We start from the raw sequence: 15,634 nt of genomic DNA on the forward strand, positions 1-15,634 counted from the left end.
CAAATTTCAGGAATAACAACGCGGATCTTCTAAAGAACGAAACTCAACCTTTGCTGACTAAATCGAGTAACTAAATTGAGTAAGGATCATAAAACTGCAAAAGATTAAGAGAATCTAATATCAAGTAACTGTTGATGACTCTGTTCGCTTCACTAAAAAGCAGATCTGTAAATACATAGGGATCACCGCATGCCGCCCTCGTATTCGCAATTGATAAACCTCATCCAGATTCAGAAGTGGAGTATTAGCATCTGCTCGAACCTCACCGCCTGCGGCACCTCTCCTCCTGTACCTGTTTAGCGTCAACACGCTCATTCAGAACTGAATCCCCTCCTGGGAGGGACAAAGGGGTGGGTCGGCCCTGTGCTCAAGGGGGTAAACCCACCCCGCCCTGCTGGCACCCCTCCAGTGGAGGGGATCTTGCGGAACGCTAAACACATACCTCCTTCTCAAGGAGAGGTTTAATAAGACTCTGGCTGCTCTCCTTGAGAAGAAGAGGCTAGGAGAGGTTTTCCCGAATCTGCAAAACTCCAGTTTTCAAATTGGACTTAGTTTAAATAGCGAACGCAAAAGAAATCTAGACTGACTTTGCGAATCGAAAAATCCGAATATTTAGCTAATCAGCTTTGCTAGAAGCTTAAGGATTCCTAACAGAGAACGAATCTACCTTGTGGCGTAAACAAACGCTCCAAAAGATAGAAGTCAACACCATGGGCAACTCGCTAATTTAGGAAGTAGAGAAGCACGTCAAAGAATTTATGCAATTACTTTCCCAATCAGAATTTAAACGGTTGAGTCAGTCAGCGAGCGACTATTCCACCTCAATATTTCTGCCGACTCATAAAGCAGGGCCTGAGATCCAGCAAGATTCCATTCGTCTCAAAAACTTGTTGAATGAGGCGCAAGAAGCTTTAACGGCGGCCGGGCTAGACTCCGCATCGGCGAAGCAAATGCTGACCCCCGGCTTTGAGCTGCTGGACAATCAGATGTTTTGGCGGCACCAAAGCCACGGTTTGGCGCTGTTTTTTACGCCCGAGTCAATGCAGTATTACCGCTTGCCGCTGCCGTTCGAGTCTCTGGTTAGCGTCGGCGATCGCTTTCACCTCAAGCCCTTGCTGCCGCTCTTCTTTAGCGATCGCTATTTCTACATTCTGGCGTTGAGCCAGAATCAGGTGCGGCTGTTTCAATCCACGCGCTATCGCATCAGCGAAGTCGAGCTAGAAGGCGTGCCCACTAGCTTGGCAGAGGCCCTGAAATATGACGATCCGGAAGCCCAACTCCAGTATCACTCCGGTGGGGGCGATGGCAGCACGCCTACTTATCACGGCCAAGGCACCAGCGGCACCGATGACAAAGACGCGATCCGGCGCTTTTTGGCCAAGGTGAGCAAAGGGCTGCATCCCTATCTCAACGAAGAGTCCGCACCTTTAGTGCTAGCCTCGGTGGAGTACTTGCAGCCGATCTATCACGACGTCAGCGATTATCCCCATCTAATGGCTGAGGGCATCACCCAAAATCCTGATGTGGCGGACCCAGAAGATCTCCGCCAGGCGGCTTGGGAGCACGTATCAACGCTAATTGAGCAGTCTCATCAAGCAGCGCTGGAGCAATATCACTCCCTTGCGGGTACTGGCAAAGCCAGCGATCGCCTGCCCGAACTGCTCAAAGCGGCCTGTCGCGGCCAGGTAGATACGCTGTTCACCAAAACTAACAGCCACTGCTGGGGGCAGTTTGATCGCCAATCTGGACAGCTCGAACAACACCCGCAGCCCCAACCTGATGATGAAGATCTGCTCGATCTGGCTGCCGTCCAAACTTTTTTGCAAGGGGGCGATGTGTACTTGCTGAACGAGGCCGACATGCCCACCGACGCCCCGGTCGCTGCCGTCTATCGCTACGGTATTCCGGCGGAAGTAGGGTAGGCGCCCGCGAGATACCAGCGCCGCGTAACGGGGTGGGCAACATCGCGCAAAATTCCGCGATCGCCTCACCTCGTTTTTATTTTCTCCCTCGCGTTGAATCGGTCTCGTTTAGCGACCATGCCGGTCTTCTTCATCTGCTAGCCCAGCCATGTGATCTCACTGAAGGGGCAGACCGGCCAACGGCGATGCTGACTCAACCCGGGGGCGATCACAGGTGGACCCAGCCCATCCGTGCCTTTTATCAGGGCACGCGCCAGCGCACTCCTGAACTATGCAGAACAAGGTAGATACCCTTATGAACTGGCAACACAATATTGTTTTCAACGACTGTGAATACGAACCGGCCAATGAGAATCGGACCTACAGTCGCATGAAGCCAGGGCTGACCGATACCTACGATCGCGAACTCCGCGAAAAGGCCAGCATTCGAGGCAATCCGGTGCCGCCTGATTGTATGGGCGTTGAGGGGGAGTACGATCCCTTTGGGTTGGCCAAACGAGTGGCTAAAGCGTTAGACGAGCAACCCCAGACCGCCGATATCAATACGCTCACCCTGAGACAAAAAGGCAACACCATCGTCTATGTAGGCCAGGTGTCGAATCAGCAAGCCTTGGATGCTGTGGTGGCGACGACTCAGCAAGTGGATGGCACCCATGCAGTGGCCACTGATCAGGTTAATGTGGCATCGTCGTGATCGGTCTACGGCTAATCGGTGACTCTTTAGCGCTGTGACCGGACTTTAGACGACTGAGCTTGGTGGGCGATCGCTTCAGCCAGAGAGTGGCTGGAAAATCGTATCCCCGATCGCTGAGGGGCAATCATGTCAGCTTCCGATGGGACTCTCAGACCACTCGGCCGCTAAACTGCAATCATCATCAAGGACCCGGTCCCTGGCTGAGTCTATTTTTAGAGCCATGGTCTATGAAGCCCCCGCTACGCTCCAAACGATAAAAAAAATGTGATGTCCTTATTCAGACTGAGGCACCCGGTCCCTGCTGAGTGACTCGGTACCCAAAGGTCACAACCAAGGGACCAGGTGCCTGGAGCGATCGGATGGGGGTATTTTCAGGGCAATTCTCTGAAGTAGGACTACCAAACCCGTTTCTCCCCACCCCCCAGTTCTAAACACCTAATTCCCAAAACCCATCCCTCATGCCTGAGTTAAGCGATAGATCGCGCTCTCCAGGGCGTCCAGAACCACAGGCTTGGACATGTGTCGTTGAAAACCAGCGTCGATCGCGGCTTCGATATCGCTTTGGGAAGCGTAGCCCGAGATAGCGATCGCGGGCACATTGCCCCCGGTCTCGGCGGGGCGCGATCGCACTTCGCGCATCAGGTCATAGCCATTCATATCGGGTAGGCCAATGTCGCTGAGCATGACGTCGATGGTTTCGCTCTCCAGGATTTCTCAGGCAGCGGTGGCAGGCGACACTGCTAAGCGATCGCCCACAGGAGCAATCAGCTCTTAGCGAGAAGACAATTCAACCCAAAGTTAGTTTGAGATTTCTCAAAGACTATAAATCTCAAAACATGATCACAACCTCTTCGAATCTTTCTGGCACCAATGAGAAGCCCTCAATTAAGACTGTTCATGGATTAAAAACGCTAGAAGACTGATTTTTATTTTTCCGAAATGTTCCTGTTGGCTGATGATGTCGATCAGTTCTTTTTTCTAAGCTAAATCCATGTCGAAAATATGAGGAATATCACATGGGTATTCAAGAAAGAGTTGAAGCAACTGCCAAGAATCTAGAAGGCAAAGCAAGAGAAGCCGTCGGTGAAGCTACAGGCGACCAATCTACAAAAGCTGAAGGTAAAGCTCAACAAGGCGAAGCTAAGGTCGAGCACGCGAAGGAAGACGTGAAAGACCAGGCTAAGAAAGCGATCGACTAATCGCAGAGAGTCTTGTAAAAGGAGCAGAAAAACTGCTCCTTTTTTTGTTGATATGGTTGTCACTCCGTACTGAAGATAGACGAAGTGACCTGCCAAATGTGAGCGATCGGTCAATCGAATGATTGCTCAAAATATTGTTTAAATTGCCGACTGAAAGCAAGGCATGAGCATAACCATAGTCTGGCTAAACCAGACTACCGTTAGAACCGCAAAGTGGGAGATAAATCATGGAATTAGGAATTAACAATAAAGTCGCTGTAATCACTGGCGGCGACTCGGGTATTGGGCGAGCCACGGCAAAATTGCTGGCAGATGAAGGGGTGAAAATCGCGCTGCTGGACAAAACGACCGAGCAGTTGCAAGCAACGGTAGCGGATATCAATAAAATCGGTGAAGCCTATCCCGTTCAGGCGGATCTGCGCAACTTGGATGAAGTCAAGGCGGCTAAAGATCAGGTTCTAGAAAAGTATGGCACGGTGGATATTTTGGTGAATTGTGCTGGCATTACTGGCGCCACGGGCGACTTTTTAGACATTAGTGATGAGGAGTGGCACGAGACCTTAGAAGTTGATTTGATGGCGGCGGTAAGAATGTGCCGCACCTTCATTCCCGTTATGCGAGATTCGGGCTGGGGCCGGGTGGTCTTAGTCGCTTCCGAAGATGCCGTCCAGCCCTACACCGACGAAATGCCCTATTGTGCGGCCAAAGCTGGCGTGTTGAATTTTGCCAAGAACCTGTCGAAAGCTTACGCCGAAGATGGTGTATTGGTGAATTCTGTTGCTCCTGCTTTTATCGCCACGCCGATGACCGATGCCATGATGGACCAGCGGGCGGAAAAAATGGACACCAGCAAGGAGGAGGCGATCGCGACTTTCTTGAAAGAAAAACGCCCACATTTGGAGTTACAGCGTCGCGGCAAAGCCCAGGAAGTGGCCGCCGTCATCACCTTTCTGTGTTCCCAACAATCTAGCTATGTGGTGGGAGCCAACTACCGCGTCGATGGCGGATCGGTCGCCAGCATTAGCTTGTAATTCATCGCGGGGGGATGGTTGCCCTGTTCGGTGGGGTGCGATCGCTGCTGGGGCTAACCGTTCAGCCCCAATCGGGAATAATGATCTCCCGCGCCGCGCTGACTACAGCTTCAGGCGGTGTAGGGTCGTCACCACCGTCAGCAGCCACAGCAGCCCGATCGCGATGCCCACCACTACGTCACTGGGCCAGTGGGCGCCCAAGACTAGCCGCGAACTGATAATCAGGCCGATGTAGCCGATCGCTGCGATCGCGATCAGGCTGCGCTCGACCCAATTGCGCGTCGCCCGCCCCCATAGGTAGGCGAGCAGACCATACACGGTGATCACCACCACGGTATGCCCCGAGGGAAACGAGTGTAGTCCAGAGGCCGCGACGCCATCGGCAATCAGGCCGGGGCGATCGCGGTTCCAATAGCCCCAGCCAATCCACACCAGGGCAAACTGCAAGCTGTAGGCGGCCAGCATGGTGGCCACTAGCAAGGGCTGCGATCGCGCCACCATAATGCCGACAAAGATCCCGACGACGGGCAACATGCCGAGCAGATTTCCCGGTGATTCCCAAGTAATCGAACGGGCAAAATTGAGCGGCAGTTGCTCCGCCACGACGGGGAGCCAGCGGGCGTCCCAGGCTTGCAGTCCCTGATCGACTTGCGTTTTTGCGGCAATGGTCATGGCAAAAGTCAGCAAGGCGCAGATACCCAACCCCAGAGCCAGCGTTCCAGCCCACTGTTGCCAAACGGGACTCGGAATTTTTCGACTATCGTGCCAAAAGCGATACCATCCCCGCTTGAGGATTTGCAGGCTAGTCCAACGGTTCATCAATCTGACCAGGCAATGGGGCAAAAGAGGGCAACTCGTGTCGTGAGCCGCGATGGTGTGTCGTAGTGTACGGTGCTCCCTGGCCTCTGACCTGTCCCCAGAGATAGACCTTTGGGGGTGACTTGCCGCCCCTCCTAGCAGGATGCCTCAGACGGATGATGTCGGGAGCCGCCGTTGCCACCACGATAAAACTGTGATTTCTCTGAGCCGAAATTGCACTGTACTGCTGAACTACAGGGTCTACGAATGAAAGACCGTCCTCCTAAGAGTCGTCCCAGCAATGTCATTGCCTATGTCGCGCTCGGCATTGTCAGCTTGATTGGCCTCTTTTTATTGGGGCAAACCCTCAAATCGTTTGAGTCAGAGAGCCAGCGATCGCACCCCCGCATCGCGGTCAATCGGACGTGACCCCAGACCGCATGACCATTGAATCGTCAAAATTTCGCCGATTGGCCCACATGAATTTGGGATTTTGGGGCATGCAGGTTGGCAATGGTCTACAAACGGCTAACGCTAGCGCCATTTTCGAAGGGTTGGGTGCTGAACCGAGTCAGTTGCCAATCTTGTGGTTGGGCGCTCCCTTGGTGGGACTGGTGGCGCAGCCGATTGTGGGACAGTTGAGCGATCGCACCTGGAATCGCTGGGGGCGTCGCCAACCCTACTTTCTCGCCGGAGCCCTGGTCGGCACTGTAACCCTCATCGCGTTGCCGTTATCAACCCAGTTGTGGCACGCGATTGCCCTGTTTTGGCTATTGCAACTTGGCTTAAATATCGCTATTGCGCCTGCCCGTTCCTTCGTTGGCGATCTCCTGCCTCCTGCTGAGCGCACCTTGGGCTATGCCGTTCAGGGCTTTTGTGTGGGCCTGGGCACGATTGTCGCGTCGGGGCTACCCTGGCTGCTGCAACGTATCGGTCACTTATCATCCGTCGCCGAATCGGGAACGCCCCCCGCCATTGTCGGGGCTTACATCGCCGGAGCCGGATTGCTGCTAGGCGGCACGCTCTGGACCTTCTGGCAAATCGACGAGCCGCCCCCGCCCGACGAAGCCGAATCGACTGACACCCCCGACGCCCGAACTCCGCCCTGGCAGGCAATCGCTCGCGCCCTCGGCACGATGCCCCCGATGATGCGCCAGCTGATTAGCGTGCAAACCTTTACCTGGGCGGGCATCTACTGCACCTTTTTATATCTGCCGACCGCGATCGCCTTCAACGTGTTTGAGGCCCCCAATCGCCAGTCTTCCAGTTACGTCCACGGCATTGAGTGGGCGGGGGTCTGCATTGCGGCGTACAACTTGGTGTGTTTAGGAGTTTCGTTTGGTCTGCCTGCCCTGACCCGGCGCTGGGGCCGCGTCACCGTTCACGCCACCTGTCTACTGACTGGGGCCGCTGGGCTGATCTCCCTGGGCTGGATTCACAACCAATACCTCGTTTTGCTCCCCATGGTCGGAGTCGGCATCGCCTGGGCCAGTATTTTGTCCATTCCCTATGCCTTGCTGATGGACGAATTGTCGGAAGCCAACAGCGGCGTCTACATGGGGATCTTCAACGGCTTCGTCACTCTGCCCCAACTGGTCATGTCCTTAGGCTTCGGGTGGATTATGACCACATTGCTGCACGGCGATCGCCTCTGGGCGTTGATGCTGGGGGGCAGTTTTCTGGGCGTGGCGGCCTTGCTGACGTTACGGATATCAACGGGAATCGCCAGCGACGAACCCCGCGAAGTCAGGAGGCGCGATCGCCTGGCAGCCGCTGAAGACTAGCGACAGTTCTCTCTGGGGGAAGATGTCGCGATCAGGCCAGGCCATTTACAGTGCAATTAATTAATTGTCGTTCCCACCAGTCCTAGCGCGGGAAGATCCGTGAGCCCGCACATCGCGACAACCTTGCGACTGCGCCCGCATCGGTTCAGGACTTCTCCCAAGTCAGCCGGTGGAGCGATTCTCAGACTTCGATTTTGCTCATTTATGTGGTGTTGAGGCAGCAGCAGATGTTTCCCAAGGGGCTAGCTTAGGACATCTGCGAGTAAAGCAAGTTCGAGGCCTTCCCGTAGTGACCTACCCACAATATCGAGGCCGCATCATGAACGCTTTCTTTCAAGTAATTTTCGATTGGCTCAGCTCATTCTTTGGGTTCTTAAAGCCCGGTCCAGATCAGGCTTGGTGGGTTCGAATTAAAACAGAAAATCCCGAATATACTTACTATTTTGGACCGTTTGAAAATCGCGAGATCGCCCATTCTAAGCAACCCGGCTTCATCGAAGATTTGCGGGCCGAGAATGCTGTCGTTTCTCACTGCACAGTAGAACAATGTGCTCCCCCTCGACCGACCATTCAGGGACATCATCAGCCCGTCTGATGCCGTTATAATTCACTGCTCTCATCCTCCTCGGGTGCATCCCAGTTTCGTTACCCTCACCCTAAATCCCTCTCCCAGGATTGGGGACTTGTCCGGCCCCCCTTCTCCCAGTTTTGGGAGAAGGGGTTGGGGGATGTAGAGCCTTGCTCTTCCCGCAGGGTGGGCCAATTTTCAAAAGTGGGATGCACCCTCATCCTCAGAGAAAAATCAAAGGAATATCGCCGCGCTCAAAGCGCTGCTTTTGTGTCGAATTCAATATATTTTGTATGGCTACTGGTACTCAACCAAAATCGGATTTGGAAGTCTTAGAGCAGGGAAATCTCTACTTTCTCTACCGACCTAAAGTGGAGCAAGAAACGGTTCATTCAACCGAGGATATTCAGCGAATTCATATGGTTATCGGTCCTCACGGTCGCCAATGGTTTCGGCTGATCACACTGGGCAAAAAATCATTACCCGATTTGCAGACCGACAACCAACAAGGTTGGTGTTTTGTGGAAACGGTTACGGACTCGGCCAAAGCCCTGGAGGCGGGCCTGCGTCGCGAAGTGTACGAAACTAAAACTCGGGGCGATCGCACCCAGCCTGCCGTCCGTCCTGTGGGTGAGGGTGTGTACCAACTCGTTGTGGATGATGACGGTCAAACCCGTTTGGTGTACGCGCTGGAACTGCCCCATGACTTGGGTCCTGCCCAACAAGCGCTGAATATTAATCAGACGGGCAACTACGTAATCAGCATCAAAAATCCTGAACAGCCCTCTCCCGAGGGACTCGGATTTCAGCAAGGCGATCGCACTGCCGACTTTCCTCAAGATTTGCAGGATGAGTTCCGCGAGCGCACATTTATCGCCGCGAATCCTCCCCACTTTTTAGACTATGTGGGTGCAGAAATTTTGCTGATCAGCACGGCATCTGAAGATGCCCAAAATATCGGGGGTCAGCTGCAGCCGCAAGCGGAAGATGAGACGACCTCAGAAGCCATTAATAAACTGCGGATGCGCAAAACTCGCCATCCTTTAGAACCTTTGCTCACCGGAGAGTTAACGTAAAGAGCACAATTGCTGATGATTTTTAAGGCTTGAATTTGACCGCTCAACTGTGAATTTATGGCTAGAGTTTGCCCAAGCGATCGCCGTCAAGCTTACGCCAAAAGAGGGATGTAAGACCTGGTCGATATCAATCACACTCATGATTGTAAATAATCCTATTTAATTCTATGGTCGGCCTTCCCGATGCCATCAGTGCGACTCAAGAACTGGCAACCGAACTCTCCCCCGCCCCCGTAACCTTTAATCGCGTGTCGTCAGCAAAGGCACTCAAACGGCGGCTGGACTGGGGAAAACCAGATTTAACCATTATTGATGTGCGCGATCGCCGCAGCTTTAATCAAGAACGGATCACCGGCGCAATTTTGGTGTCGCTAGATGCGCTCGTTCATCAAGTAAAAAACACCCTCGAAACGAGTCGGGATATCTACATATATGGCACCGACGACGGGGATATCATCAATGCGGCCTCTCAACTCGATGCGGCAGGCTTTCATCGGGTCGCCATCCTAGAAGGGGGATTGCAAGAATGGAAATTAGCTCAAGGTCCTACTGAGGGACGGGCTGCGTAAAGGCTGGGCGATCGCTGACTACCCTACGGTCTCTTCCCGCTTGGCTATCTGCTCGGCATTCATCGGTATGGCACATTCACCCAGGTGCACCATCTTTCATTGCTCAATTATTCGACGTTGAAGGCTTCTCCTGCTCTGACGCTCTAAGCTGGTCGCTTCCTGTTAGTCCCCAATCACTGTTTTTCACGTCTCCTAATCGTCTATTTATGGCTTCTCACTACGACATCATCATTATCGGCTCAGGGGCGGGAGGCGGTACCTTGGCCTATGCGCTAGCACCTACCGGTAAACAGATTTTGCTCATTGAGCGGGGCGATTACTTACCTCGGGAAAAAGCCAATTGGGACCCGGACGCGATTTTTACCGAAGGGCGCTACCAAACCCAGGAAAGCTGGTTAGATGCCCACCTGCAGCCATTTAGTCCTGAGGCTTATTACGTTGTTGGGGGCAATACCAAACTCTATGGCGCGGCGCTACAACGAATGCGAGCAGCCGACTTTGGCGATGTGCACCATGCTGAAGGGCGGTCTCCAGCATGGCCCCTGACATATGAGGAATTCGAGCCCTACTACACCCGAGCCGAAAGCCTTTTCAAAATTCACGGTCAACGGGGCGAAGACCCCACAGAGCCGCCGATGTCAGCCGAGTATCCGTTTCCCGCCTTCCCCCATGAGCCGAGAATTCAAACCGTCGCGGATCAACTGGCGGAGCAAGGACTGCATCCTCTGCATTTGACGCTAGCCCTCGATCTCCACGTTACTGACCCGAGTCACAGTCCTTGCATTCGGTGTGATACCTGCGATCCCTACCCTTGTCTCGTTAATGCCAAGTGCGATGCCCAAGTGACCTGTGTCGACCCGGCCCTTGCGTTTGATAATGTCACCCTGTTAACGAAGACTGAGGTGACTCGCCTGCTGACATCGGCAACGGGCGATCGCATCGACCAAGTCGAAATCCAAACGCACCAGGGCACCGAGTATCTGTCGGCGGATACGGTGGTGGTGTCGTGTGGGGCCATCAACTCAGCTGCGCTGCTGTTGCGCTCAGCCAACGAGGCCCATCCCAACGGGTTAGCCAACTCGTCTGATCAGGTGGGGCGCAACCTGATGAAGCACAATCATTCAGCTTTAATTGCGATCTCGCCCACCCCCAATCCGACCGTTTTTCAAAAGACCCTGGCCATCCATGATTACTACTTTGGCGGGCCAAACCAAGACTATCCCCTCGGGCAGATTCAACTTACGGGCAAAGCCAAATGGCAGCGCTTGCAAAAGATGGCCCCGACGGAGTTGCCCCAGCCCTGGCTAGAGTATCTGTCGCATCACTCGGTGGACTGGTGGATTACGACGGAAGATCTGCCTGATCCCAATAATCGCGTGACGCTGACCCCAGAAGGCCGCATTCAAGTTCACTTTACGCCCAATAATCTCAAGCCCCATCAAGAATTGATTCAACTTTTAGAGCAACACCTTAAGCCCTTGGGGTTTTACTTGTTTTGGCACAAAACGATGGATACGGCTGTGGCCTGGCATCAAATCGGCACCTGCCGCATGGGACCAGACCCGGCAAACAATGTGCTAGATGTCCATTGCCGTAGCCATGATGTCGAAAATCTATACGTCGTGGATGCGAGCTGTTTGCCATCCATGGGAGCCATGAATCCCACATTATCTATTATTGCCAATGCCCTAAGAGTCGCCGATCACTTAAAATCCACGTTCTAAATTCGCCTAAAGCACATAAAACCACGTCTAAGTTGCAAACTGGAGTTGTGCTGCCACCTCAAAACCTCACCTAGCCTCTCCTTGGCAAGGAGAGGAATCAGACTGTTATTGAGCCTCTCCTTGAGAAGGAGAGGTGCCGCAGGCGGTGAGGTCGAACAATCTCAAAACTCCACTGCTGAACCTAGATGAGGCTTCTTTGTCTAGCCATTAGGATCGATGGGTTGAATCCGCTACATTTCATTTTTTTTTCGAACCATCTAACGCAAATAATACGATGAGGTGAATCACTCCGTTCAAGGGGAGAAAGCGCGATCGCCCCATTTTACTTCTTAGCTGGAATGCTCCCATCATGCCAAGCGGCATCGCAATAAAAAACAGTGCCAACTAAAGCGTTAGCACTGCTGAAATGGCTGTTGAAATATGTTTGCAAAGAGACGTGAAAACCAGCGAATCTATCTGAGAAATCCACCTAAATGGAGATAGACATGCTTCAATCTGTCCTGTTCTAACTGATCACTATTAAGTCGCTTTAGCAAACTGCTGCCAGATAAAGATAGCGATGAGGGCACCAACGACGGACAAAATAATCCCCAAAATATTGAGACCAGCCGACGTAATAGTAAGACTACCAGTGGTAATCAAAGTCGCGATGGTGCCGCCGACAAAGGACCCGACAATCCCTAAAATTAGGGCACTCAGCCAACCGCCGCGTTGATGACCCGGATAAATGGCTTTAGCGATCGCGCCGACAATAATGCCGACCACTACCCAGATGATAATCCCAAGTAAAGACATACTTTGCTCCTAAGCAATAAATGAGTACATCTAGCATCGAAATTTTTCATCTAATTGGCATCTATCGTCTGGGATAAGAAAACTAGTCATAGGGGAGGATGTTTAGATCCCTAAACGCTAGAAGTACCCAAATCATGCCGATCATCTTTAAGATTTATAAAGACAAATAGAGCCGGAATGGTTCTATTTTTTCTGCCGACGTTTGCGACTTCAAATGGTTTTTATACCAATCGTCCATGACGTAACGGCATCATCCCCATCGATGAAAAGTGGCGTTGTAGGGTGCATTGCTCCGCGAATGCACCGCTGTTATTAGAGCAATTTAACCGATTGATCGTTCTTACAAAAACTCACTCCTTAGTCAGAGGAATCGACCTCGATAAACCCTTTACGGTGAGAAAACAAGCATTCACTAATGCTTAGCCGGAATGAAAAATCGAAACTGTGAATTCTCAAGTTAGCCAATCACAGAGTTCTCACGCTCAGCCCACTAATTTTTTAAACCAGTTGTGTGTCGGACAATCGTTAGACGCCACTTTAGAAAAGATGTTGCCTTGGCTGGGAGACCAGTTGCAGTGCGATCGCGTATTTCTGTACGTGCGATCGCCGGATACTCAACGAGGGCGCGTGCCGTTTTGTTGGGTCCGCCGGCCTGAGATGCCCAAGATTTATGATCCCGACTGGAAGTATGAACCAGCCGATTTGCCTCAGCGGGATCCGATGTTTGCCGCAGCCCTCAAAGCTCAGCCCAGTCTTTTCATTGAGGATGTAGAAACGGCAAATCCGCGTCAGGTGAATCGCGACTTTGAGCAGCAAAACTTTAGCCATCGGGCGTTGATTCATGGGCACCTGTGCATTGAGCGAAAGCTGTGGGGCGTTTTACAGCCTTGTGTATTTGACCATCCTCGCCAATGGAGCCAGCGCGATCGCCACCTCATCGAACAAGTCGTCGGCTGGCTCGCACCGCTGACCAGAGAGTACGTTGACTGTTATGCCCCCCAACCTGAGCACTGCTGACCATGATCGTTAACCTTCAATCAGACGGCTGGGAAATCATTTACCACCGCGCCCATGCCTTGCTGGCGGCGCAAATTGCCGGTCATTGGCAAACGGACCAGACCACCAATCGACGATACGAAACCGTCGCCGCTATTTCGCACCATGATGATCTGGAAAAAGAGTGGGAAGGGGACCAGCTGACCGAGGCAGGTGCCCCGCTAGATTTCACCCTAGAGCGAGAAAATTCGCTCTCACAGCTCCGTCGCTTAGCAGACGAGGCGCTTTATCGAGGGCGATGGGTCGCATTACTCATTTCGATGCATCTCTGTTTTCTCAATCAAAGCAAGCAGAATACCGACGCCGACATCGCCGCCTTTATCAAAGAGCAATACCAGCGGCAGCAGCAATGGCGTCACGACCTCAACGTGAGTAAGGACGAGGCGATCGCGGCTTACGATTTTATGCGCTGGTGCGATCGGCTCTCGCTAATCCTGTGTCAGCATCAAGTGCCCGCGGGAGGCCGCAAACTCGAAATCATTACGGACTACGAGGGCCAAAGCTACACGATTTTTCAATCTCCGTCCGACAGCCTGGCGATCGAACCCTGGCCATTCATAACCGACGAATGCTGTGTGTCGGTCGATGCCTGTTATCTCGATCAGCTCCAGTTTGACTCCAATGACGCACTCAAGCAGGCCTTACAGAAAGCTCCGCGCCACGTCATCACCTGGTCCTTTAGCCGTGCTAGCAGTGCTCGTTGATATTAATCCCCTTTTTTTTGAGCTAGCCGCGGCCGCCGAGCCTCAAGCGCCCAGGTAGGCTTTCATCACCTGGTCATCCTGCTGCATTTCTTTACCAGTGCCGGATTGTACCACTCGCCCAGTTTCCAGCAAATAGGCGCGATCGGCGACCGCCAAGGCCAAGCTGGCCATCTGATCTACTAGCAGAATGGTCATGCCCTCATCCCGCAGTTCCGCCAGGGTGGCGAAGAGGTCGGTGACGAGCTTGGGGGCCAGCCCCAGAGAGGGTTCATCCAGCAGTAGCAGTTGAGGCCCCAGCACCAGGGCGCGCACTGTTTGCACCGCTGATTCGGCAAATTCAAAGTGAGAACGGACGATCGCGGCACCGGCTGCCGGGGCTCCAACCACCGTTGTATTAAGAACTGACACGCCAGTGGCCACTTTAACCATTCTCCTGCGATCGCTGGCAAGTAGACGAAAGGTAGTGTCACGCGGCGTATATTCCCCGCCCAGGTTGGCATTGAGGAACGAGCCCCGAACCGCTTAACGGCTTGTGTCGTTGGGGTACCTGACCGCTTGAGTTATCTCGGCGTTATGTTTAGTCGTCGGGTAGGCGGAAGATATCGGCAAAGACGGACTTTTTGCTGGCGCGGCGATCGCGGGCAGGCGAGTCGTACACCACCATCAACCCGTTTTCATAATTTAGGCAGGGCATCAGCGTGAGCCCTTCGGCGTGGTCGGAGCCAATAGTGAACGGGAGGTCGAAAAGGACGTGGAGCTTGCCAGACTCCTGGCTCCAAATCGTATCGTTGCTGTGGTCGAGGGCGTCTTCAAACCGGAACATCTGCATGGCGCCTTCGAGGTCCATGGTGGGGCCTGCGAGTACCAGCAGGTCGCCGTCGTGCAGACACAGCTCGCGAATGCCCTGGCCATTCAAATCGAGGAAGTGTTTGCGATAGGGCTTACCATCGTCCAGTTCCTTGAGGGTCAGGGTGCCGGGATCGGTTTCCTCCACTTCGATTTCGAGGATGATGGCCCAGCCCCGCAGCACGGGTCCGCGTAGTCCTAAGAAAATGCGATCGCCGCTCACCGCAATTCCTTCAATATCCAAACCATTATCTTTGGACGGCAGGTTGATGCTGAGCACGGGGCCGAGATGTTCATCATCGGCGAGCGCTTCCATCAAGACGTTATGGCCCTCCACTTTGCGGAGGCTGGCCGCTGTTAGGGTGCGGGCTTCGTCTCCATCATCCCTGGCATAGGTCGGCACGATTTCACCATTGAGCACGGGCAGTCGAGCCAACAGCGATCGGTTAGGGTCGCGATCGATATCGGCGAGCCGTTCAATATCTTTTTGGGGCTTGTCGCCTTCTGGCTTGTCTCGTTTGAGACTGTGGGAACCCACCACCCACAGATAACCGTCGGCATAGTCGAGCCCTTCAATGTCGATTTCAGAATCGTGGTCAAACAGCTCGATGAAGTCTTTCAGGTGAACGGTTTGATGATCGCCAAACACGCCGTCCCCCATGGGGGTCAACCGTTCCAGTGTGATGAATTCATCGGACCCCAGCCAGAGATGACCGTCGGGGGTGCGAGCAACGGCGGACAGTTCTTCTAGCAGATCGTCGGACTTGCTTTGAAATTTGAGCAGGGCGCGGCTGAGGAGAAAGGCGTTGGGCATGGTTTTGGATGGATAAGTTGGCAGGGTGGTTTGGCCGGGCAATTTTCACGCCCC

Annotated in this window: 17 protein-coding genes; 12 read left to right on the plus strand and 5 right to left on the minus strand. The window is 53.3% G+C overall.

Going from position 1 to position 15,634, the window contains the following annotated elements; genetic code table 11:
- Positions 1-758 precede the first annotated feature (758 nt).
- Both DYY88_RS07735 and DYY88_RS07740 read left to right on the plus strand, forming a co-directional pair.
- Positions 759-1,922 carry a baeRF7 domain-containing protein gene (locus tag DYY88_RS07735; RefSeq protein ID WP_039728624.1) on the plus strand — a complete coding sequence of 388 codons (1,164 nt, stop codon included), beginning with the start codon at positions 759-761 and terminating at the stop codon, positions 1,920-1,922.
- Positions 1,923-2,193: 271 nt separating this feature from the next.
- Entirely contained in the window at positions 2,194-2,616 is a 423-nt protein-coding gene (locus DYY88_RS07740) for a BON domain-containing protein (protein ID WP_130199366.1), read from the plus strand.
- Positions 2,617-3,072: 456 nt separating this feature from the next.
- Here DYY88_RS07740 and DYY88_RS07745 read toward each other — a convergent pair whose 3' ends face one another.
- Positions 3,073-3,327: a response regulator gene (locus DYY88_RS07745; protein WP_367889290.1), complete on the minus strand. Its 255-nt coding sequence runs from the start codon at positions 3,325-3,327 to the stop codon at positions 3,073-3,075.
- A 305-nt stretch (positions 3,328-3,632) separates the two neighbouring features.
- Between DYY88_RS07745 and DYY88_RS07750 the strand changes: the two genes are divergently transcribed.
- Positions 3,633-3,815, plus strand: a complete 183-nt coding sequence (locus tag DYY88_RS07750) for a CsbD family protein (protein WP_039728623.1) — start codon at positions 3,633-3,635, stop codon at positions 3,813-3,815.
- Between the two features lie 227 nt (positions 3,816-4,042).
- A complete protein-coding gene (locus DYY88_RS07755; RefSeq protein WP_039728622.1) occupies positions 4,043-4,846 on the plus strand; it encodes an SDR family NAD(P)-dependent oxidoreductase in 804 nt (267 codons plus the stop codon).
- Between the two features lie 102 nt (positions 4,847-4,948).
- Here the strand turns inward: DYY88_RS07755 and DYY88_RS07760 are convergent, their stop codons facing one another.
- A complete protein-coding gene (locus DYY88_RS07760; protein ID WP_201279065.1) occupies positions 4,949-5,665 on the minus strand; it encodes a phosphatase PAP2 family protein in 717 nt (238 codons plus the stop codon).
- A gap of 246 nt (positions 5,666-5,911) precedes the next feature.
- Between DYY88_RS07760 and DYY88_RS24050 the strand changes: the two genes are divergently transcribed.
- The 6 genes from DYY88_RS24050 to DYY88_RS07785 all read left to right on the plus strand — a co-directional run bounded on the left by DYY88_RS24050 (position 5,912) and on the right by DYY88_RS07785 (position 11,365).
- On the plus strand, positions 5,912-6,073 hold the full coding sequence (locus DYY88_RS24050; RefSeq protein ID WP_160299594.1) for a hypothetical protein: 162 nt from the start codon (positions 5,912-5,914) through the stop codon (positions 6,071-6,073).
- Positions 6,074-6,084: 11 nt separating this feature from the next.
- Positions 6,085-7,428, plus strand: coding sequence for an MFS transporter (locus DYY88_RS07765; protein WP_039728621.1), 1,344 nt, complete (start codon positions 6,085-6,087; stop codon positions 7,426-7,428).
- Between the two features lie 289 nt (positions 7,429-7,717).
- On the plus strand, positions 7,718-8,023 hold the full coding sequence (locus DYY88_RS07770) for a DUF1816 domain-containing protein (RefSeq protein ID WP_163685983.1): 306 nt from the start codon (positions 7,718-7,720) through the stop codon (positions 8,021-8,023).
- Positions 8,024-8,289: 266 nt separating this feature from the next.
- Positions 8,290-9,072, plus strand: a complete 783-nt coding sequence (locus DYY88_RS07775) for a hypothetical protein (protein ID WP_039728619.1) — start codon at positions 8,290-8,292, stop codon at positions 9,070-9,072.
- A gap of 167 nt (positions 9,073-9,239) precedes the next feature.
- Positions 9,240-9,641, plus strand: coding sequence for a rhodanese-like domain-containing protein (locus tag DYY88_RS07780; RefSeq protein ID WP_039728618.1), 402 nt, complete (start codon positions 9,240-9,242; stop codon positions 9,639-9,641).
- 206 nt (positions 9,642-9,847) lie between these two features.
- Entirely contained in the window at positions 9,848-11,365 is a 1,518-nt protein-coding gene (locus DYY88_RS07785) for a GMC oxidoreductase (protein ID WP_039728617.1), read from the plus strand.
- A 519-nt stretch (positions 11,366-11,884) separates the two neighbouring features.
- Here the strand turns inward: DYY88_RS07785 and DYY88_RS07790 are convergent.
- Positions 11,885-12,160, minus strand: coding sequence for a GlsB/YeaQ/YmgE family stress response membrane protein (locus tag DYY88_RS07790; RefSeq protein ID WP_039728616.1), 276 nt, complete (start codon positions 12,158-12,160; stop codon positions 11,885-11,887).
- A gap of 444 nt (positions 12,161-12,604) precedes the next feature.
- On the opposite strand from DYY88_RS07790, the gene DYY88_RS07795 reads away from it, so the two are divergent.
- Both DYY88_RS07795 and DYY88_RS07800 read left to right on the plus strand, forming a co-directional pair.
- Positions 12,605-13,177, plus strand: a complete 573-nt coding sequence (locus DYY88_RS07795) for a GAF domain-containing protein (RefSeq protein ID WP_242517587.1) — start codon at positions 12,605-12,607, stop codon at positions 13,175-13,177.
- Positions 13,178-13,179: 2 nt separating this feature from the next.
- Positions 13,180-13,920 (plus strand): DUF3891 family protein, encoded by a 741-nt coding sequence (locus DYY88_RS07800; RefSeq protein WP_039728615.1) that lies wholly within the window; start codon positions 13,180-13,182, stop codon positions 13,918-13,920.
- A 42-nt stretch (positions 13,921-13,962) separates the two neighbouring features.
- On the opposite strand, the gene DYY88_RS24645 is transcribed toward DYY88_RS07800, so the two are convergent.
- Together DYY88_RS24645 and DYY88_RS07810 are read right to left on the minus strand one after the other, a co-directional pair.
- Positions 13,963-14,349, minus strand: a complete 387-nt coding sequence (locus tag DYY88_RS24645) for an ATP-binding cassette domain-containing protein (protein ID WP_052288587.1) — start codon at positions 14,347-14,349, stop codon at positions 13,963-13,965.
- Positions 14,350-14,497: 148 nt separating this feature from the next.
- Positions 14,498-15,580, minus strand: a complete 1,083-nt coding sequence (locus tag DYY88_RS07810; protein ID WP_039730305.1) for a DUF3616 domain-containing protein — start codon at positions 15,578-15,580, stop codon at positions 14,498-14,500.
- Between the last annotated feature and the right edge of the window lie 54 nt (positions 15,581-15,634).

This window comes from Leptolyngbya iicbica LK (genome assembly GCF_004212215.1).
Lineage (GTDB): Bacteria > Cyanobacteriota > Cyanobacteriia > Phormidesmidales > Phormidesmidaceae > Halomicronema > Halomicronema iicbica.